Here is a 20734-nt window from a genome sequence, read left to right on the forward strand (position 1 = left end):
GTAACAATAAAGTTGTTACCGTTTGTTGTTCTAAAGAGCATTTATGTAGTTTGTAGTCACAAAATCTCTCACTTTATAAAAAACGATAGGGTTACAGTTTCATGAATAAAAAATTCTCTGCGTTAGCTATTTGTATTAAAAAAGCGCTCGTTCCATCACTTGTTTTAGGGGCTTCAGCATCGGTTTTCGCAGCCGATGAACAAGCTGATAAAAAGAAAGTCACCAAAGAAGACATTGAACAAATAGAAGTTCGTGGGTATGCGGCTTCCGTTGAAAAAAGTATCAATATGAAGCGCTTTTCAAATAGCGTAGTTGATGCTGTGTCTGCAGAAGACATCGGTAAGTTTCCAGATCAAACGGTCGCAGACGCACTCCAGCGTATTCCTGGTGTTCAGGTTGAAAAAGACTTGGGTGGCGAAAGCGACAGAGTAAGTATCCGTGGTACTGCACCTCATTTAAATATTACGTTGTTGAACGGGCAAAACGTGGCATCAGCGACAGCTTCAGCCTCAATTACGCGCCCATCACGAGGTTTTAACTATTCGTTATTACCTGCAGAGCTTGTTGATACGCTTGAAGTATATAAATCGGCTGAAGCTGACATTGACGAAGGCTCAATTGGTGGAACCGTTGTTGTTAAAACACGTAAGCCGTTGGATAGCGAGGCAAATTATGCCGCGTTATCAGTAAAGGCGTTCCATTTTGAAAATGCTGATGAAACAAAACCGTATTTATCGGGTTTATACTCGTGGAAAAATGAAGCACAAGACTTTGGCTTCAATGTGGGTTTTATTCACAAAGAAACAGCGACGCAACGTGACAGTAAAGAAGTACGTTTTGGCTACCGTAGTACTGATGCAAACCAAGACGGCAATGCTGAGTTTTATCCGGGTGCTGTGGGTTACAACCGTTATGCTAGTGACAGTGATTTAGACACCGCAACCGTGACGCTGCAATATGCTGCAAATGATAATCTGGATTTTGTATTTAACAATTTATATTCATCGTCGGAGCACAAGTCGTTTGGCACTTACTCCAGTGGTTTTATTTTACAAAACATCAGTAATGTAGAAAATCCTGTTATTGTTGATGGTACGTTAGTGGCGGGTGATTTACCGGCTCATAATAATTTAGGTTATTACGGTAATGCAGGTTACGAGGGCGAATTTAAGACTCAAGCGCATGATTTAAAAGTAACTTACAAAGCTGATAATTACACCGTAACGGGGCAATTAGGTTACAGCAAAGCGGATGGTGAGGTCAGCGATGTGTATTCAGAATATTATGCTAATACAGATGCCTCATTTACACTTGAAAATGGTACACCCGATGTCACTTTATCAGCGGACTTAAGTCCACAAGATTACCGCTTAGACTATAACCATAAAAACGATATTTTTAATGACTCAAAAGAAATTTATGGTCAATTAGACGTTGAATATTTACTTGATGGTGGTTTTTTTACCGCTATCAAAGCGGGTGTTAAGTACAGAGAGCACTCAAAAGCAGCTAGTTTAATGAAAGCTAATTACCCTAAAGTGTCAGCAGATGGTGAAACTTATCACTTGGGTATGTTTGCAAGCGACTCGGCCTCTGACTTTATGGGCGAGGGGGCAAATGCAATTTTATGGCAGTTTGATAACGCTAAGTACGCCGATTGGATTTCATCAACCACGCCGACTAGTGGCCCATACGAGCACTTAGATTACACCTTTGATTTAGAAGAGACCGTGACCGCTGGGTATGTAAAGGCTGTGTTCGATTACAATAAATGGCGTGGTAACATGGGTGTTCGAGCGGTGAAAACTGAGCTTGATTCGCGTTCAGTTGAGTACACAGGTCGCAGCTTTGCACCTGAAAATATCCAAGATGTCGAAAGCACAAATAGTTACGATGACTTTTTACCAAGTGTAAATATTAATTATGATTTAGCCGATGATGTTGTTGTGCGTTTTGCTGCAGCAAAAGTGATGTCTCGCCCTGATTATGACTTTTTATCTGCACGCAAAAGTGGTTACTGTGCAGCTGCCACAGGGTGTAAAGGCACCGAAGGGAATCCTTATTTAAAACCATATCGTGCGACTCAATATGACCTTTCGGCAGAGTGGTACTTTAATGAATCGTCAATTCTATCATTTGCTTACTTCTACAAAGATATCGACTCGTATATTACCAATGCGACTGTTGAAAAACAGTGGACATGGACAGACCCAGATACCGGTATTGAAGAAGTGCGTGATTTCTTAGTGACGCAGCCACAAAATGGTTTAGGTGGCGAAAATGCGGGCTTCGAAGTGAACTATACTCAAAAACTACCGTATGGTTTTGGTATTCAAACAAACTATACCTATTCTGATGCTGAGCTTGAGCAAACCGCTGAGCAAAAAGAAGCAGGTGAAGAAGCCGTATTACCAAATAACTCTGAAGATACGTTTAATGCCACGGTTTATTACGAAAACAGCGCATTCTCTGCACGTGTTTCATACACTTATCGCTCTGAGTACTTCTACACAAACTACTTAGGTTTAAACCAGTATAAAGATGGCTTTGGTCAATATGATTTGAACATGAGTTACAACGTGACAGAAAACCTTAATCTTATTTTCCAAGCGATTAACCTCACAAACGAAGAGCAAAAAGCGACGTCGGGTAACAGCACCGGTATGCCTGATAACAATCGTCCGTTGGCTATTCATGACTACGGTCGCCGTTTCTTACTGGGCGCACAAATGAAATTCTAATCAGATTGATTCGACGTTTACTCATTTAATTAAGGCACAGCATATTTATGCTGTGCCTTTTTAATAATAGGTTAGCTATGCATTTTAAAAATTTACTTATCTTGTTGATGTTTTCTGGTTTGATTGGATGTAGCTTTTTGCCCAGTTCTGAGCCCAGTAGTGCTGAAAAGCAGATGCTTGGCAAAATTCACCAACAGGTCGTCGCGCGAGAATTTCGCGCAGCGTGGGTTGCGACAGTGGCCAATATAAATTGGCCCCTGGAGCCGGGGTTACCTGTTGCAGAGCAAAAAGAACACGCAATTAGAATACTGGATACGCTGCAACAACATAATTTTAATACGGTGATTTTTCAGGTGAGGCCCCAAGCTGATGCCCTTTATCAAAGTAGTTATGAGCCGTGGTCTTACTATTTAACGAAAGAGCAGGGAAAAGCCCCAGAGCCTTATTATGATCCCTTACAATTTTGGATAGAAAACGCGCATAAACGTGGCTTAAAGCTTCACGCATGGATCAATCCATATCGAGCACATCATCATGTAGGCGGGCCATTATCGTCGCAGTCGGTCGTGAATACCCAGCCTGATAAGGTGGTTAAATTAAAAAATGGTACTTTTTGGTTTTTGCCGACAGATAAAGATGTGGTCACTCATACATTAAATACATTAACAGAGCTGGTAACGCGCTATGATTTAGATGGCATTCATTATGATGATTACTTTTACCCGTATCCATCGTATAACGAAGGAGACGATTTTCCAGATGCTGAGCAATATCAGGCATATATTCAAGCAGGTGGGACGCTTAGTGTGCCAGACTGGCGACGCAATGCGGTGAACACATTTGTGCAGCGTCTTTATAGTACGGTGAAAGAAATTAAACCACATGTGTTAGTCGGGATCAGCCCATTCGGTATATACAGACCAACACAGCCGAGTACCATTCGTGGCATGGATCAGTACGAAACGCTTTTTGCAGATGCCAAGTTATGGCTAAACGAAGGGTGGTTAGATTACTTTTCACCTCAGCTTTATTGGCCAATAAACCAATACGCACAAAGCTACCCGCTCTTATTAAGCTGGTGGCAGTCACAAAACACGCAAGGTCGTCATTTATGGCCGGGTATTAATGCGCTGTGATCATTCGACGAAGCAGGTGTTAATGAAGTGGTTAATCAAATAATGATCAACCGTGGATTTTTGACTGCATCGCCAGGGACCGTTTTTTGGAATGTTGCCGCACTAGATGGGAGCCAATTAATGCGTGACGTCATTGCAGATGGCGTATTTCAGCATCAAGCTTTAATTCCTGAAACGCCTTGGATAGACATGCCCGCTCTATCACCGTTTAAACTTGAGTATCAACAACAGGCTGAATCTATAGTGTTACGCTGGCAACATACAACCCCCGAACACGTCGCACACAGCTTAGTGTACACGCAATATGGTGATGATTGGCACTATCAAATTTACACGCCTGATGTTAATTGGCTTAAGGTCAATAAAACAAAAGAGGGGCAGTCGCTCAATGCTGTAAAAGTGATTGCGGTGGATAGGCTAGGAAATCAAAGCCCTGCCACAGAAATCGCCTTTAAGTAGAGCCTGTACGCAGTATCCCTTTATCTGTTACGCTTATGAAAATCAATAAAGTAGGCATCAGAGTGAACGCAATTAAGGTATTTGCAGTATTGCTGCTGGGATGTATTTTTTCGACAAAAAATATGGCCGCAACTCAACATATAAATCTTGTTAAGCCAGTGGTTGCGGCATTTAAAGCGGGTGATAAAGACACCATCGCAGAGCGTGTTCATTATCCGCTAAAGCGTAAAGCCCCCTTAAAAGCTATTAAAAACAAGCACATGCTGATAGCGCGCTTTGATGAGGTTTTTGATAAAGCGTTCGTTGAAAAAATCACGACCTCCAATATTCGCCACGATTGGCAAATGATGGGCTGGCGAGGCATTATGTTTGACTCGGGTAAATTGTGGCTTGATTTTGATGGTTCAATTTGGGCTGTTCCCTATGAATCAGAAGCAGAAAAAACACGGCGTGAAGCGCTTATTGCAAAGCAAAAACAACGCCTGCATGAAAGTCTTCGCGAATTTACACAGCCGATACTAACTTGGAAGACAAAAAAGCATTTAATACGTATTGATGAATTGGCAGAAAACCAATACCGCTATGCAGCATGGGACATCACGCAAACAATGGCGGATGAACCACGCATTGTGATAACAGGGGGCACGTTAAGCTTTGATGGCAGTGGCGGTAACCATTTTTATACGTTTATGAATAACGGCTACCGCTATGTGTGTCATGTTATTGTGCTAGGTACTGAGCAATCACCAGCGGGGCAATTAGAAGTATTTAAAAATGGTGCACAGGTTTTGTCTGAGCCTGCTTTGGATTTTTAGGTGTTTTTGCTTATTTTGCACTACGCTTACTCTTTTAAAGGAGTAAGTTATGAGTACAAAATTTTGGATTTTAAGAGCCATTAGAGTTTTCACGCTGGTGGCTATTTTATTATTTATGGTAGAAATCCTTAAAGGTCACGACACACAAAGTGCATTAAGTTTTGCGTTACTTTGGTCATTTATTGCAACGGCAATTTTTATCGCAACCCGTTTATATCACTCATCAAAAGGGCGACATTGTGCCTTGTGTAATGACACCCCAGATGATAAAAAAGCGAATTAACCTAGGTTGCTAACAAATACACCGCCCCATACCAGCGCACAAATCGTAAGAGCAATAAGCACAGCTGCTGACCCCAAGTCTTTGGCTAGGCCTGATAACGGATGAATTTCAAGGCCTATGCGGTCTATTGCAGCTTCAATTGCCGTATTGACCACTTCAGCAAACATCACAAATAACACAGAGACAAGCAGCATGATTTTCTCATACAGGGTAATTTGCCAGACAAAAACCACGGCTATGGCAAGGACTAAAAGTATCAGCTCTTGTTTAAAAGCAGACTCATGCTTTGCTAACCACGTGAATGCACGTTGGGAATTTTTAAATGCTAGGCGAATACGTTTAATGCCTATAGGTTTGTTAGTGCTATCAAATTGCATCGTATGAAATCTCTATTTCGTTAGCTTTGTTTTGAGCAAGCATAGAAAATGTCTTGCTCAGGGTTATATTTAATACTTCCGACATGAGTTAAGCCAAGTAGGGTGTCAAATATGTTATCGTGCGAAAAAACATGGTTACGCTGTTGCTCAATACATTGGTTAAAGCGGCTATCGGCTAGTTTATTACTCCAAAACAGCATAGGCACTTGGGTTTGCTCTTTAGGCGCTAATGCATAGGGAAAACCGTGCAAATACAAACCTTTTTCACCTAACGACTCACCATGATCAGAGACATATAACAGTGATTTATCATCCGCCTTACTGTCTCTAAGCAAGTTGATTAGTTTACTCAGCACTAAGTCGGTATAAGCAATGGTATTGTCATAGGTGTTTGTGAGTTGCTCGCTGCTACAATTTTGGATATCGCTACGTGGGCAGTCAGGCAAAAATTTAGTCTCTTTTTCTGGATAGCGGCGATAGTAGGTTGGCCCATGCGAGCCAATCATGTGTAGCACGACTAGTTGGTGCGTCGCATGACTCTTGGCAAGTGTTGCAGCTAACTCTTCAACGAGTACTTCATCAAAACAGTAATGGCCATCACACTGTGTATTTATTTTATTTGGTTCGATAGTCTTAGACTTAACGCGAACACAAACGCCTTTACAGCTGCTGTTATTGTCAATCCAAGTGACTTCAACACCACTTCGCTGGATAAGATCAAGCACATTTTCTTGGCTCTGCGCAAGTCGGGAATCGTATTCATTTCTATCTAAACGCGAGAACATACAAGGCACAGAAATCGCTGTTGCGGTGCCACATGAGCTGACATGGCTGAAGTATTTCACACCGAGTTTTGGTGTATATGGATTCGTTTGCTTGCCATAACCTTGCAGTGAGAAATTGGCTGCTCTGGCTGTTTCGCCAACCACCATAATGGTGAGCGAGCTTTGCTGCTTAGCCAATAAATGCGGTGTTTTATCTAATACTTTAAATGGTAAAGGCGGGTAAAAATAATTATCGCGCAAGTACTTATAACTTGCGGTGTAAAATGCAAAAGGAGTTATGTAACTTGTTAGCTGGCGGTTATTACGCCCTACAGAGGCATAATCTTTATAAAATGGCACAGCAATAACGGCTACAGCAATAAACGCTGTGACGTTGAGAAACGCAAAGCTTTTTAGGCGAACACGAAAGTTTCCGACAATTTTAAAGCGAGAAAACAAATAGGCTGGGAGCACCCCAAGCACACCAATAAAAGCGATGACTTGTACATTTAGGTATGAAAATGCCTCACCTGAATTTGTTTCTAAGACATTTTGCAACATGCTTTTATCAAAGATAACACCGTAATTTAAGGTTGCATAAAACAACAGCGACGAAACTACGATGCTTGTTAAAAGCACGGGTTTTACAAAGGTGATTAACGATAACCAACTCAATACCATTGCCGTCAGTGCTAATAAGAAAAAAGGTACGCTTGCTATAAATAACCAATTGATATGTTCAGGTTTGCTGGCAGCTTCAAGCATGTTAAATAAAAACAGGCCATTAAATGCTATAACCAAGTAAAACGACACCAGCCAGACAAATTGGCTGTAGCTAACGTGCCATTTTTTAGTAAGGAGTTGTTTAATTTGCATGCTCATAATCATTCCTCATCGCTACGGTTTATTTGGTAAGCGATACAACTGTTCGGTATAAGCTAAATTGCTAAATAAGACGTGAGCTAAGGCTTTTTTGGCAAGCTCAACGCTGCTATCTGCGTTATCGATGGCAACTTGGGTTTTACTAGCAGGGTCATAGCGCCAATAGCTCACTTTTTGGTTTGGCATCAGGATCACGGCTTCACCATTTTCTACGTAAGCAAAGTTGTCGTAGTACTGCATCATGGCGCGCTCTACGGGGTATTGTTTTGTTAAGTCGTAGCCGATCATTGGGGTCGCTTGTTCAACACCTAATAACGATAACAAGGTTACCGGTAAATCCATTTGGCTTACTAAGCGAGTATCACGCTTTGCTTTCATATCACTGTTTAAAATGACCGCAGGAATATGGAAAGATTTAAGCGGCACAGGCTCTGAGCCAAACACGCGCACATCATGATCAGCAACCACTAAAAATACCGTGTCTTGCCAGTAATCTTGTGTTTTGGCTTTTGTGATGAATTTACCTAGCGCGTAGTCAGCGTATTTAATTGCGAGATCGCGTTTGTAGTTTTGAGGGTCGTGGCCTTCAGGCAGCGTTACCTTACCTTCTGGAATATCAAAGGGATCGTGATTACTTGAAGTAAACACAAGGCTGAAAAAAGGTTTGCCCGCTTTATTTAGCTCGTTTAGCTCTTTATCAGCTTGATTGAATAAGTCTTCGTCGCTTACTCCCCAAGATGAGATAAACTCTGGGCTTTGTATGTCATTAATATCTACAATATCGCTAAAGCCATTGCCTAAGAAAAAGCTTTTCATGTTATCGAAGTGACTTTCTCCGCCATAAATAAATTGGGTGGTATAACCTGTGCGTGCCAGTACATCGGCAAGTGAAAAGAAGTTATGCTGTGACTTTGATAGCTTTACTACTGAGCGAGAAGGTGAGGGGATAAAACCGGTTGTTACAGCTTCAATTCCTCGGACAGAACGTGTACCCGTTGCATATAAATTGTTAAATCCCCAACCTTCTTTATACAGCTTATCAAGGTGTGGTGTAACACCAATGCCACCTAACTCCCCGACAAAACGAGCACCTAAGCTCTCTTCTAAAATGATCACTAAGTTCTTTTTACTTTTATGGTTAAACGCTGTGTTAGCAGCAAGCGTTGGGATTGCCTCAATGGTGAACTGTGAGCGATATGATGCTTTTTTAACGGTGTCGATAATGTCACTGCGTGGCATGGTGCCATATAGACTACTGGCATTCTTTTCATTACCCATATTTTTTAACGCAAACGCTACACTGTAGGGTGAGTTGAGCACCAGTGAATTAACCAGCGAGTCACCCGAAAAATACACTAATGCCGGATTTAGAGGGCGATGACTTACAGTACCTCTTGCGCTAATTAAACAAATTATTAAGGTGGTAACGAGTATTACCACTTGGCTAGCCTTTTTAGTGTTTTGTTGTTTACTAAATGCTGCATTTATAAAGCGATACGCAAACACACAACTTAGTGTTGCAATAATTAAGGTGCTTATCATAGCCAGCTGATGGCCATTTAACAGCATAGAGAATACTTCTTGAGGGTAATCTAGGTATTCGACAAACAAGCGATTTGGTCGCACATCGTATTGGTTAATAAATGCGGGTGTCGAAGCCTCAACAACCACGATTACAGTTACGACTAGGCTGCTATAAAGAGTAAAAGCATGTTGAAATAAAGCGGTTTTACTGCGCAAAAACACGTTAGCAAGTAACATCAAAACGGCTAAAGCTGATAGGTAACCTAGGCTACTCAAATCGATTCTCAGGCCACCAATTAGCACAGCTATGCTATCACCATCAACAAGCCGTTGCTGCTGCCATAACAGTAAGCCAATTCTCGACAGCATAAAAACTGTCATTAATAATAAGGTAAAACGAAACAAAGGTTTTAAAACGGAGAGTTTTGCTGTCATAGTCGTACTTTCTTAATCGAAACTACGGCAATAGTAGGAAGCAAAACTTAAGAAATCCTTATGGTAATCTTAATATTTTCTAAACCAGAAAAACTTCAGTAAATCTTAAGTGAATCTTAAGTTTGGTGCTGTAACCTGATGAGGTAGAAGAGTTTTTACTTATTTGAGTAACATATGAAATTGTTAATTATTGAAGATTCAGTGTCATTAAGACGTAGTCTACGAGTTGGCCTTGAAAACTTAGGTTTTACCATTGATGAAACTGGCGATGGCGCTGAAGGACTTAGTATGGCAATGACAGGAGAGTACGAATTAATAGTACTCGACATTATGTTACCCAGTATTGATGGTATTACGTTATTACAAACCATAAGAGCAAAGCAGCTCGATGTGCGTGTGCTCATTTTATCTGCCAAGCAAGAACCTGAAGACAAAGTGAAAGGGCTGCTGACTGGGGCCGATGACTACCTAACAAAACCATTTTCGTTTGATGAGCTTCATGCAAGGTTATTAAACTTGATGCGTCGCGGTGGCTTGAAAACAATCAGTGATGTGATCCGCATCGATAACTTGGCTTTGAACTTACAATTAAAACTGTTGCAAGTCGGTGACACTGTAATCGACCTTACGCCCAACGAATACAAAATTGTTGAGTGCTTATTTAGTAATCAAAATAAAGTGATTACATCAGAAAAGTTAAGTACTTATATTGCAGGGCAATATGACTTAGTTTCGAAAAACTCTATTGAGGCGCATTTATCATCAGCACGTAAAAAGGTCAGAGCGGCAGGTGGTGAGTTACCTATTCAAACCAAGCGTGGTTTTGGTTACATAATTCAAGGAAGGTGATGAAATCAATTCGCAGTAAATTAGTTTTTACTCTATCCATAGCGATAACTGGGCTTGTTTTAGGTATTTTATTAGCCACAGATATTGCAGTCGATAATTGGATTGATAATGAGTTTAACCGTGGCTTACACTCAAAAGCTGGCATGCTGATGACTTTGGTACATGAAGATGAAGAAGGGGTGGCTTTTAATTTCTCGAGTGAATTTATGCCAGAGTTTGATGGGCAGTTTGAGCCTGAGTATTTTCAGATTTGGACTGAGGAGGGAGTGTTTACACGCTCACAAAGCCTTAATTTATTTGCTTTGAAGAACCTTAAGTTTGAAGAGTTAAAATTGGGTGAAGCGAAAATAATGACCACCCAGCTACCGGATGGTCGTGACGGACGAATCATTTATACTCGTTTTCAGCCGCAACTTGACTCGCACTCACATAGGAATTTTTATAATGGAGTGAGTAGACCACATCACAGCACGCTTACTTTGGCCTATGCCGCGTCTTCTGAAGAAGTTGATTTTATTTTGTGGTTAATTGACGTTATTTTTATTGTAACCACAGTGACAGTCATTGTTTTTATTCGGCTCTTTGTACGTAAATCGGTCGACAGTTCTTTAGCGCCACTGAATAAACTCAATCGTGATATTAGTCGGCTTAGTATCGCAGATAAAAATGCAATAATTGTCGTTGAAGAACCAGTTAAAGAGCTGCAGCCGATTGTAAATAGCTTGAATGCCTTTATTAAAGAAAATAGGCAGCTGTACTTTCGCGAAAAACGTTTAACGTCAGACATCGCTCACGAACTAAAAACCCCCATTGCTGAGCTAATCAACATGGCCGAAGTGGCCATTCGTTTTCCTGATGAAAAAGAATTTGAAGCCGATTTTAAACCCGAGGTACTGAAAATTAGCCAACGGTTAAAAAGCATTGTGTCGAACCTATTGCTACTGCATAAATACAGTAATGAAGCCTTACCAAAACAAGATGCTTGCGATTTAAATCAGGTCATAATGCGTACCTTAGAAAGGTGCGTTCTAGAGCGAGTTGAATTTGCACTTCAAGAAGATATCCCAGCTATTGTTAGTAACCTATTTGCACTTGAATCAATCATCATCAATCTTGTGAATAACGCTAAACAATACAGCCCAGAAAAGAGTGTAGTGACTGTAAGTACGCTCCTTAATAAAGAGGGTAAGTTGCAATTATCTGTTTCTAATGAATTAAAAATACCCTTAACCGATGAAGATATTAGCCAGTTATTTGATCCACTGTGGCAAAAAGACAGTGCCAGAACATCCAGCGATAATTTTGGTCTTGGATTATCGATTGCCAAAGCGTTAAGCACATCGATAAACGCCGAACTTAACGTTGAGTTAAATGATGAAATTATTACCTTTAGTTTGAAATTAAAGTGAAATTTTGCAGCGTGTGTATTTATGTGCAACACTGAAAGTGAACAACAATAAGGAATAATAACTATGGGTAAAATTATTGGTATCGCACTTATCGTGATTGGTGTTGCACTTGCTGTATGGGGTTATAACGTTTATGACTCGGCCAGTGCTCAAGTAAGTCGTACGTTTAGTGGCGACACACCAATCGAAGCATGGCTTGGTATGGTGGGTGGGGCAATCTGCGCCATTGTGGGAATTTATAAAGTAAAATAAGCAACCACATGTTGAAATAAGCAAGCTAATACCTGATACTGTATTTATATACAGTTGTGGTGTTAGCTATGCAAAAACAATTACCGCTAAAATATTATTTAAATCACTTTTTTGAATTAGCTGAGTTTATTCAGGCGCAATGCAAAACGTTGCTAACTCCTGAACAACAGCAATTTATCGTTAAGTTAACCCAGCTCGACGAACAAAGCTTGTGTACTTTGTTACGTATCTATTCGCGAAAACCAAGACTTGTCGCGCTTTCATCGCTTAATTACGAAGAAATCCCAAACCTACACGGCGCTATTTTTAAACTTAAGCAGTTTGCGCTGGTGGCTCACCCTACGGTTGATGATCTTGATTTGGTACTTGCTCATTTAACGAAACCTGAGCTTGTTGCATTGCTTGCCGATGACGTACTTTTTAAAACCCCTGTTACGTTTAAAAAGTCGGCTAGTAAAGGGGTTTTACTGGCACTGTGTAAACAACATATTGACCGAGAGGCGAATGCGCTTGAGCAGTTATGTGGAGAGTTTGTTGTTAATAGCCGAGCAGAATATTACGAGTACTTTGAATTTTTATACAGCGGTCGCTTAAGTGCAGGTGATATAAACCATCAAAACCGCTTTGTTATGCGTGATTTAGGGATAGCGAAGGTGCGTAATGATGTTGGTGAAACGCGGTCACGTTTTAATACTCTTGAAGAAGCACAGACTCATTACCAATTAAATCAATGCCGCATGCAGTTTAAGGCATGCGAGATGCCTGAACAATATCGTCATTTAGCCAATGAACTGTTACAGATAAACTGTACTGACGATTTAGCGCACAGTATTAAAAATAAACTGCTTATTCGCTTATTTAAGCAATTTAAAGAGGCCGATTTGGCTTATGCATGCACACTTTTAGATAATTGCACTGGTAGCAGTGAGGCACAAGAGCTGGCTATTCGTGTACGTTATAAACAAGGTGATACTGAATGGGTACAGCAAACGTTAGAAGCAATTATTAACGACCCCATCGACGACGGCATTTTGTATTTTGCTGAAGATTTCTTACAACGAAAATACAACAAGCAGCAGCGCTCTCGGTTAACACAAATGCTCAGTGATACTGAGTGTCAGTTAGAGATTGACGATATTTATCGTGGCGATGTTGAGCAAGGAGTCTGTGAGTATTACCAACAGCAGGGATATACGGTATTTTTTACTGAAAATAATCTGTGGTTGAGTTTATTCGCGCTGACGTTTTGGCAAGAACTGTTTGTGGATACACCGTACCCACCGTGCAATGAATTTGATATTTACCCGCATGTTTTATTAGCCGATTGTTTTTACGCTTCGCAGCAGGCAGATATTGAGCAAAAACTGGCAACGTTCACCCATAATGATTGTATTTATAAGCAGGTTTGCAAAAGTGCAGCGCAGTTTTACGATACGCCAACGGGGTTGTTTCAATGGCACAGTGATATTCTTGAGCCTTTAAAAGTGCTTATTCAGCACAGTGAACTTGAGAGTTTAAAAGCGCATTTATTGCAAATGACAAAAACTTTTAAACAACTCAAAGATGGCTACCCAGACTTGATGGTACTGAAAGACACTGGCTTGTGCTTTGAAGAAGTGAAAGCGCCTGGTGATAAACTCAGACGCAATCAGCTGGTGAGTATTGATATATTAAAACAGCATGGCTTTACCGTGAACATTGTTGCGGTAAATTGGTTTAATGATCCTAACCGTATATACAGTGTGGTTGACATTGAAACCACGGGTGGGGTGCAAGGTAATAATAAAATAACCGAAATTGCCGTGGTGCAGCTACAAGCCGGCGAAGTGATTAAGCAGTGGGCAAGTTTAATTAATCCAGAGCGAAGTATACCGCCATTTATCACCAAGTTGACTGGCATTAATGCCGCCATGGTGCGCGATGCCCCTTGTTTTGCTGATATAGCCGATACGCTCAGAGGGCTCTTAAAAGGGTCGGTATTTGTGGCTCATAATGTGAATTTTGATTACAGTTTTATTCGAAAAGAATACGCCGCAATCGCCCAGACCTTTAAAATGCCTAAATTGTGTACGGTGGTTGAGTCGCGAAAAGCATTTCCGAAACTTCCCTCATACTCGCTTGGTAATTTAGCTGCGCATTTTGAACTGAATTTAACGAATCATCACCGTGCACTGGCTGATGCTACCGCCACAGCCCAGTTGTTAAAACTTATTCAGCAAACACAATCAAAAAAGGCGAGTTAAACTCGCCTTTTATCATTTTGCGTTTGCGGTTATTCGTACTCAATAGGGTCTGTTACGTTATTAAGTGCGAAGGCTTCTAAACGCTCTTGGCATGCACCACATTTACCACAGGCTTTGTCGCGGCCGTTGTAGCAGGTCCATGTTTGGCTGTAATCAAGGCCCATTTTTAAACCATCTGTCAAAATATCGATTTTCGTATTGTTTAAATAAGGGCTGAAAATTTCAACGGCGTCGTAGTTTGCAATACGGCATACATCATCCATTTTTTTAACGAACTCTGGACGACAATCTGGGTAAATTGCATGGTCACCTGAATGAGCACCGTAATACACTTTGCTGGCTTTTAGCGACACTGCGTAGCCAACAGCCAGTGATAATAAAATCATGTTACGGTTTGGCACGATCGTGCTTTTCATGCTCTCTTCTTCGTAATGACCTTCTGGCACGTCTATATCGTCGGTTAACGACGAGCCGCCAATCAGTTGATTAATCGCAGAAATATCAACGATTTTATGAGGAACACCAAGCTTTTCACATACCTGTGCCGCCACTTTAAGCTCTTTAACATGACGCTGGCCGTAGTCGAACGACAGGGCATACACTTCGTGGCCTTGCTGCAGGGCTTTATTTAATACGGTAAATGAGTCCATACCGCCGGAATAAATAACAACTACTTTTTGCGTCATAACTGTTTTGCTCATACTTTTGATAGAGGTTTACTTCAGGGCGCGATATACTACACGGCTCGGGCCTAAATAACAATTTTTGCCCGCGATTTTGGTTTTTAGGCGGCCAATTTTTACTGTCCGTCGCGTCGTAAGTGAGATGTCTTTTGTACAAAATTAACGAAGTGTTTGAAACAATTCAAGGTGAAGCAAGTTTTACGGGTACACCTTCAATCTTTTTACGTTTGCAAGGCTGCCCTGTGGGCTGTGCTTGGTGTGATACAAAACAAACATGGGACGTTGATAATGTGTATAGGGTGTCGCTTGATGACACGGTCGAAAAAAAAGCGGACTCTGATCATTGGGCCGAAGCCTCTGCAGAGCAAATATTAGCGCTATTTAAAGAACGCGGTTACAACGCAAAGCATGTGGTGATCACCGGTGGTGAACCTTGCATGTATGACTTAAACCCAGTGTGTGAGCTATTACATGCAAACGGTTATTCTACGCAAATAGAAACCAGCGGCACATTCGAGATTTTAGTCCCTGAGCAAACGTGGGTGACGGTTTCACCAAAAATTAATATGCGCGGCGGTTACAAAGTACTGCGCAGTGCAATGCAACGCGCCGATGAAATTAAACACCCAGTGGCTATGCAAAAGCATGTCGAAGAGCTTGAAGATTTGTTCTTAAAAACAGGCGTGAATCCGCGTTTAGTTTACCTTCAACCCATCAGCCAAAAAACATCAGCGACTAAACTGGCCATTGAAACCTGTATTGCAAAGAACTGGCGTTTATCAGTGCAAGTGCATAAGTATTTGGGAATTAGTTAAACAGATAATTTTTGTGTACAGAAACAAAAAAAGCGTTGCACCATGGCAACGCTTTTTTACTATGTTCTCGTAACTCGTAACTCGTAACTCGTAACTCGTAACTCGTAACTCGTAACTCGTAACTCGTAACTATTTATTCTGCGCTAAATAATCAAGCACAACCTGATGATGATCTTTGGTTTTAAACTTATCAAACACGTGCTTGATTTTACCATCTTGGCCAACTAAAAAGCTGATGCGGTGAATACCCTCGTACTCTTTACCCATAAACTTTTTGTAACCCCAAATACCGAATGCATCGGCAATGGCGTGATCTTCATCGGCTAACAGATCAAAGTTAAGCTCTTTCTTTGTTTCAAAATTCTTTAGTCGTTTGATTGGATCAGGGCTAATACCAACAACGTGCGTATTGAACTTAGCAAGCTCTGCTTTTTCATCACGAAGGTTTTCAGCTTGCACTGTACAACCAGGAGTTGATGCTTTAGGGTAAAAATAAACCAGTACTTGCTGCTCTTTTAAAAGATCAGCTAAAACAACGGTTTCGTCGTTTTGGTTTTGTAAACTAAAAGCAGGGGCTGTGTCGCCAGCTTGTAGTGGATTAATTTTCTTCATGCTTTGCTCCTTAGCGAATGCGTCTGAATATATAGTCTACGTTCAAACTACGAGAAAGATCTTCAAAGCTCACTTTAAAGTGATCAATATCGACTTCTACAGGGATATTAAACTCTAGTTCGCAGCGCATTTTAAGTTCGTCATTCTCTTCATAGGTATCTGATTTAAGAGAACAAATACTGATATGATTGTCAGCAAAAAAGCGCGTTACTTTGCTTAGTGTTCCCGGTGTGTCAATACCTGTGTATTCGAGGGTGTAACCAGCACAAAATTCACACGCAACATGACTTGCTGTGCGTTTCATCATGGTTAATAAGCCAAGCTCCATGCCTTTTGTAGGCAATGTATGCTCAATGCGGCTAATTGCTGACATATCGCCAGCCAATAACATGATAAAGGTAAATTCGTTGCCCAAAATAGCAATGCGACTGTCAATTATATTGCAATGGCAATCACTCACTAACTGAGTCAATTCGCTAACGATACCGGGTCTATCTTCGCCAATCGCAGTGAGCACTATCTGATGATTTGTAAAAACAGTCATGGAATTTTAAGTACCTAGTAATTAATAATACCAATAGATATAAGCCAGAATAAGCCTTGATTTCACGTGAGTTTAATAACGCACGGCGGCAAAGTTTAACATAATTTACTCAGTTAACGATAGCGACGATTAATTAAGCCGTGAATAAAGTGCGCTCTTTCTTGTTTTTAGGGGCATCAGAAAGTACCATAGTTAAAATTTTGCAAGGTGATAAGCAAACACATACGTTACGCTAACCCAAACCATTCGGGTTTTTTGCATAAAATAAAAAATGTAAAGTTAAAAGTGATTTTACAGTGAACCAAATCGGCATTACCCACTCATATATTTGTTAAAAAAATTAAGGGTTTGCTAAGGAGAAATATCTGTGCAGTATTGGATCTCAAAGGCGCTTGCTGTAAGCGTATTGGTAAGTTTAACTGGGTGCGGTGTATTTACCGATGAAGCACACCATAAACGTAATTATCGTGCTAACGAACCGGTTAAAGCGCCTGAAGGACTTGCGCAACCAGCTCAAGATCCGACTTATAAAATGGAAGTGGCTCAGTACGACAATAATCCTGAAGCGAGAAATTATCGTCCACCGGCGCAAGTGATCACCATTGCACAAGGTAGCTGGGTTGAAGAAGGCGATAAAGACGCACGTGTTTATTTTGATAAAAATGACGGTATCGTTGATTTAGATGAATTTATTTGGGATTCCGTTCACGCGGTACTGAATGAGAGTAATACCCGTGCCGTTAAAGAAGATAAGTTATTAGGCAGCATAGAAACTGATTGGTACACAATCATCAAGCCTGAAGATAGCTGGTTTTGGGAAAGCGAAACGGAAGTGTCACAGCAGCGTTTTCTTTTTACAATTGAAGAGAAATCGCATCAACGTACAGCATCTTTAAATGCAAAACTGGTTGATTATAAAAGTGACTCACAAGAATTAACACCGCTTCTACAACAACAATTAGAAGTGCGTGCTTTAAACCAAGTAATCGCTGAGTTTGACTATCGTTATCGTCAACTTGAGGTTGAAATGCGTAAACAACAAGGCATTATTTCGCTTGAAATGGGCTTTGATAACAAAGGTAACGCCGCATTAGTTACTGAGCAAGATTACTTTGTTGTGTTTGATCGTTTTTCTGGTTTCTTAGAGCGTTTATCTTTCACCATTGTTGAAATTGATCAAGAGCGCGGTTTGATCACGGCTGATTACAAAAAGCCAGAGTCAAGCGTGTGGGATTCTATTTGGGGTGAAGAGCTTGCAGAACTGCCTATTGAAGATGGCCAATACCAAATTCTTGTTAGTCGTACCAATGAAGGTGGCACAAGCCTGACTTGGATGGACTCAGAAGGCAATACACTTGAGCCGGGTACAATGAATGACCTACAACAAGCATTAGAAAATGCGCTGCGCCAACGCGGCATCAATATTTAATAATTAAAAAAGTTAAAACCACCACAAAAAGAGCCTAGCCGCTCTTTTTGTGGTTTTTACAGGTTGAAAATATGTCTAACTTAAACGCTGCAAACCGCAGTAACTTGCGAACTTTGTTTACCTTTTTCGTTCCTTCACTTATAGGTGTCTTCTTGTTTATGACGCCGGTACCCATAGGTGAAGCAATGACAATTCCAATTGCTGTTATGGCAAAAGCTGTGCAGGAGTGGATTGCGCCATTTGCATTGGGGTTAATTACCACAATTGTGTGTATCACAGGTGTTATGTCGTTAATAATAAAGTTTTTTAAGCCAAGAGCGCTGTTAAAAATATTTATTATTAAACATTTGTTTGATGTAAGTTGGCTGTGGTTGACTGTGCGTTTGCTCGGTATGGTATTTATTATATTAACGTACACGAAGCAAGGTCCCGAAATGATTATTTCGGGTGATACAGGGGCATTAGTTTTAAACGACCTCCTGCCGGTACTTTTTTCGGTGTTTATTTTAGCGGGTTTACTGCTGCCATTATTACTCAACTTTGGTTTGTTGGAGCTTGTTGGTACGTTACTGACAAAGGTGATGCGCCCTTTATTTGGTGTACCAGGACGAAGCGCAGTTAACTGCGTAGCGTCGTGGCTTGGTGATGGTAGTGTCGGTATTTTAATGACCGCACGCCAATATGAAGACAAGCATTATACACAACGTGAAGCTGCGATTATTGGTACCACATTTTCTGCGGTATCAATTACTTTTTGTTTGGTTGTTATTGGCCAAGTAAAATTAGAACACTTGTTTGCTCCATTCTATTTGACCGTGTGTTTAGCGGGTTTTGTTGCCGCTTTAATTGTTCCGCGTTTACCGCCTTTACGTTTTAAGAAAGATTTGTATGTTGACGGCACAGAACCCGACAAGCATGCAGAGTCGGTGCCAGAAGGGAAAACTCTTGTTACGCATTCTCTCGATGTTGCTTTAGCTAAAGCACGCACAGCTCCAGGCGTTGTAGGCACGCTTAAAGAAGGCTTACACAACGCATTTGACATGGTTTTTGCTGTATTACCCGTAGTGATGGCTGTGGGTACATTTGCCCTGATTATCGCTGAATACACTGCCATTTTTGAATACATGGGCAAACCATTTGTGCCATTTTTAGAATTACTGCAGGTCCCTGAAGCAGAAGCAGCGGCGCAAACTATTATGGTGGGTTTTGCCGATATGTTTATACCGTCAATATTAGCGGCGGGAAACATTGAGAGCGATGTCACCCGTTTCATTATTGCTGCTATGAGTGTCACGCAGTTAATTTACATGTCAGAAGTAGGGGCATTGTTATTAGGCAGCAAAATCCCGGTGAATATCGTTGAATTGTTTTTAATTTTTATTTTAAGAACATTGGTGACGCTGCCGGTCATTGTATTGATGGCGCATTGGTTAGTGTAAACTCGTTAGCGCATAATCAAAAAGCCCTGATCAATCAGGGCTTTTTTGATCATTTTCGTCTTTTTTTTCGGGCTTTTTAAAGTCCATTTTTGCTGCATGTTTTAATAAAGCAAGGTTGCCAATGACAACCCCAAACACGGCCACGACGATTGCAATTTTTTGCCAGGTTTCCATAGTACACTCAGCTAATTCATCAACCTAGATAGTAGCACTTATATCAATCCGCAAAAATACTTAATCATTTTGAGTGTTCAAACCAGTCGCTACCTGCGTTAAAAATGTCTGATTTACGACTGCATGGATGCAGGAGCAATTGCCGAGAACAACTAAATAACTAAATTTTTGCCTTGTTATCAACGCGGTTTTATTACCTCAAAATAGACCACTTAATTAAGCACAATGGTATTAAAAGCGTTTTGCATAAGAAAGAGAAATAAAATCAAGTCCAGGGTTTGGGCTTTTGAATCCCGCATTAGAGTAATGTAAATAGCGTAATGCTAACGAACGGTTATCACCTAAATCAGCAACCAAGCCTAACCTGTCTTCAAACTGGTAGTGAGTGCTAACATTTTTTCCTGCAAAGTGGGTGTCATCTAAAATTGAGACGCCTATACCAAACTCAACTGACACCGGTATACCTTTAACATTGAACACGGGGTATTGAATCACGGGTGACATTGCTAACACTACGTTAGTTTGATGATTGTTTTCTTTACCGTATTGCCAAATGTTAAAACTCGATTCGAAGTATAAACGGCCGTACTTGAGTGGTAATTTCTCGCTCGGGATATGATATTGGTAGGCTAATTTAATGCCTTTCACGTCGCCTTCACCTTGAATATAATCAATTGCATAACCATGATTTGAAGCTGCATAAAGCGGGCCTGCGACCAAAGCCGTTGCGCAAAGTATGAGGGTTTTTAATTGATGCATTTTTTTCATATCGGTACTTCTCTTTGTGACTGTGAGAATGTAGATAAGGGCAGGGGGGAGCCGTTTTCAATGTGCGAAAATACACAGACGCTGTGCAGGCTCGTGGTTTT

At 40.8% G+C, this 20734-nt stretch carries 20 protein-coding genes; 12 read left to right on the top strand and 8 right to left on the bottom strand.

Translation table 11 applies throughout. The features are described from left to right. The first annotated feature begins 101 nt into the window (after positions 1-101). From IT970_RS05610 to IT970_RS05630, 5 genes are all read left to right on the top strand, one after another. Positions 102-2741 (top strand): TonB-dependent receptor, encoded by a 2640-nt coding sequence (locus IT970_RS05610; protein WP_036969673.1) that lies wholly within the window; start codon positions 102-104, stop codon positions 2739-2741. 77 nt (positions 2742-2818) lie between these two features. Next, on the top strand, positions 2819-3877 hold the full coding sequence (locus IT970_RS05615) for a glycoside hydrolase family 10 protein (protein ID WP_196857666.1): 1059 nt from the start codon (positions 2819-2821) through the stop codon (positions 3875-3877). 27 nt (positions 3878-3904) lie between these two features. Beyond that, on the top strand, positions 3905-4336 hold the full coding sequence (locus IT970_RS05620; protein WP_196857667.1) for a hypothetical protein: 432 nt from the start codon (positions 3905-3907) through the stop codon (positions 4334-4336). A gap of 62 nt (positions 4337-4398) precedes the next feature. After that, positions 4399-5151, top strand: coding sequence for a hypothetical protein (locus tag IT970_RS05625; protein WP_196857668.1), 753 nt, complete (start codon positions 4399-4401; stop codon positions 5149-5151). Between the two features lie 49 nt (positions 5152-5200). Then, the gene (locus IT970_RS05630) at positions 5201-5434 is read left to right on the top strand and encodes a hypothetical protein (RefSeq protein WP_075594280.1); all 234 of its coding nucleotides are present in this window, start codon (positions 5201-5203) and stop codon (positions 5432-5434) included. Here the strand turns inward: IT970_RS05630 and IT970_RS05635 are convergent. Genes IT970_RS05635 through IT970_RS05645 form a run of 3 tightly spaced genes read right to left on the bottom strand, consistent with a single transcriptional unit; the run spans position 5431 to position 9416 of the window. Further along, on the bottom strand, positions 5431-5811 hold the full coding sequence (locus IT970_RS05635) for a diacylglycerol kinase (RefSeq protein ID WP_065979768.1): 381 nt from the start codon (positions 5809-5811) through the stop codon (positions 5431-5433). The two genes, IT970_RS05630 and IT970_RS05635, sit on opposite strands and share 4 nt — an antisense overlap. Before the next feature lie 20 nt (positions 5812-5831). Then, positions 5832-7457, bottom strand: a complete 1626-nt coding sequence (locus tag IT970_RS05640; protein ID WP_231387320.1) for a phosphoethanolamine transferase — start codon at positions 7455-7457, stop codon at positions 5832-5834. A gap of 15 nt (positions 7458-7472) precedes the next feature. After that, positions 7473-9416 carry an LTA synthase family protein gene (locus IT970_RS05645; protein WP_074988605.1) on the bottom strand — a complete coding sequence of 648 codons (1944 nt, stop codon included), beginning with the start codon at positions 9414-9416 and terminating at the stop codon, positions 7473-7475. Between the two features lie 174 nt (positions 9417-9590). Between IT970_RS05645 and IT970_RS05650 the strand changes: the two genes are divergently transcribed. The 4 genes from IT970_RS05650 (at position 9591) to IT970_RS05665 (ending at position 14169) form a co-directional block, all read left to right on the top strand. Then, positions 9591-10265 (top strand): response regulator transcription factor, encoded by a 675-nt coding sequence (locus tag IT970_RS05650; protein WP_036969661.1) that lies wholly within the window; start codon positions 9591-9593, stop codon positions 10263-10265. Next, positions 10265-11674 (top strand): sensor histidine kinase, encoded by a 1410-nt coding sequence (locus tag IT970_RS05655; protein WP_075594283.1) that lies wholly within the window; start codon positions 10265-10267, stop codon positions 11672-11674. Before IT970_RS05650 ends, IT970_RS05655 begins: the two co-directional genes overlap by 1 nt. A gap of 63 nt (positions 11675-11737) precedes the next feature. Continuing rightward, positions 11738-11926 carry a DUF3185 family protein gene (locus IT970_RS05660; protein ID WP_065979772.1) on the top strand — a complete coding sequence of 63 codons (189 nt, stop codon included), beginning with the start codon at positions 11738-11740 and terminating at the stop codon, positions 11924-11926. A gap of 68 nt (positions 11927-11994) precedes the next feature. After that, positions 11995-14169 carry an exonuclease domain-containing protein gene (locus tag IT970_RS05665; RefSeq protein ID WP_196857669.1) on the top strand — a complete coding sequence of 725 codons (2175 nt, stop codon included), beginning with the start codon at positions 11995-11997 and terminating at the stop codon, positions 14167-14169. 29 nt (positions 14170-14198) lie between these two features. Here IT970_RS05665 and queC read toward each other — a convergent pair whose 3' ends face one another. After that, positions 14199-14870, bottom strand: coding sequence for a 7-cyano-7-deazaguanine synthase QueC (queC, locus tag IT970_RS05670; protein WP_141687275.1), 672 nt, complete (start codon positions 14868-14870; stop codon positions 14199-14201). Positions 14871-15001: 131 nt separating this feature from the next. Between queC and queE the strand changes: the two genes are divergently transcribed. Beyond that, positions 15002-15667, top strand: a complete 666-nt coding sequence (gene queE / locus IT970_RS05675; protein WP_036969649.1) for a 7-carboxy-7-deazaguanine synthase QueE — start codon at positions 15002-15004, stop codon at positions 15665-15667. Positions 15668-15796: 129 nt separating this feature from the next. Here the strand turns inward: queE and bcp are convergent, their stop codons facing one another. Beyond that, positions 15797-16279 (bottom strand): thioredoxin-dependent thiol peroxidase, encoded by a 483-nt coding sequence (gene bcp, locus IT970_RS05680; RefSeq protein ID WP_036969646.1) that lies wholly within the window; start codon positions 16277-16279, stop codon positions 15797-15799. 10 nt (positions 16280-16289) lie between these two features. Further along, on the bottom strand, positions 16290-16823 hold the full coding sequence (locus IT970_RS05685) for a glycine cleavage system protein R (RefSeq protein ID WP_036969643.1): 534 nt from the start codon (positions 16821-16823) through the stop codon (positions 16290-16292). Between the two features lie 367 nt (positions 16824-17190). Between IT970_RS05685 and bamC the strand changes: the two genes are divergently transcribed. Both bamC and IT970_RS05695 read left to right on the top strand, forming a co-directional pair. Then, a complete protein-coding gene (gene bamC / locus IT970_RS05690; protein ID WP_065979776.1) occupies positions 17191-18252 on the top strand; it encodes an outer membrane protein assembly factor BamC in 1062 nt (353 codons plus the stop codon). A 71-nt stretch (positions 18253-18323) separates the two neighbouring features. Further along, positions 18324-19691: a YjiH family protein gene (locus IT970_RS05695; RefSeq protein ID WP_180311468.1), complete on the top strand. Its 1368-nt coding sequence runs from the start codon at positions 18324-18326 to the stop codon at positions 19689-19691. Positions 19692-19721: 30 nt separating this feature from the next. Here IT970_RS05695 and IT970_RS05700 read toward each other — a convergent pair whose 3' ends face one another. After that, positions 19722-19865 (bottom strand): DUF2897 family protein, encoded by a 144-nt coding sequence (locus tag IT970_RS05700; protein WP_074988602.1) that lies wholly within the window; start codon positions 19863-19865, stop codon positions 19722-19724. A 231-nt stretch (positions 19866-20096) separates the two neighbouring features. Then, positions 20097-20633: an acyloxyacyl hydrolase gene (locus IT970_RS05705; protein WP_065979777.1), complete on the bottom strand. Its 537-nt coding sequence runs from the start codon at positions 20631-20633 to the stop codon at positions 20097-20099. Positions 20634-20734: the final 101 nt, after the last annotated feature.

The sequence above is a fragment of the Pseudoalteromonas sp. A41-2 genome, assembly GCF_015767615.1.
Lineage (GTDB): Bacteria > Pseudomonadota > Gammaproteobacteria > Enterobacterales > Alteromonadaceae > Pseudoalteromonas > Pseudoalteromonas lipolytica.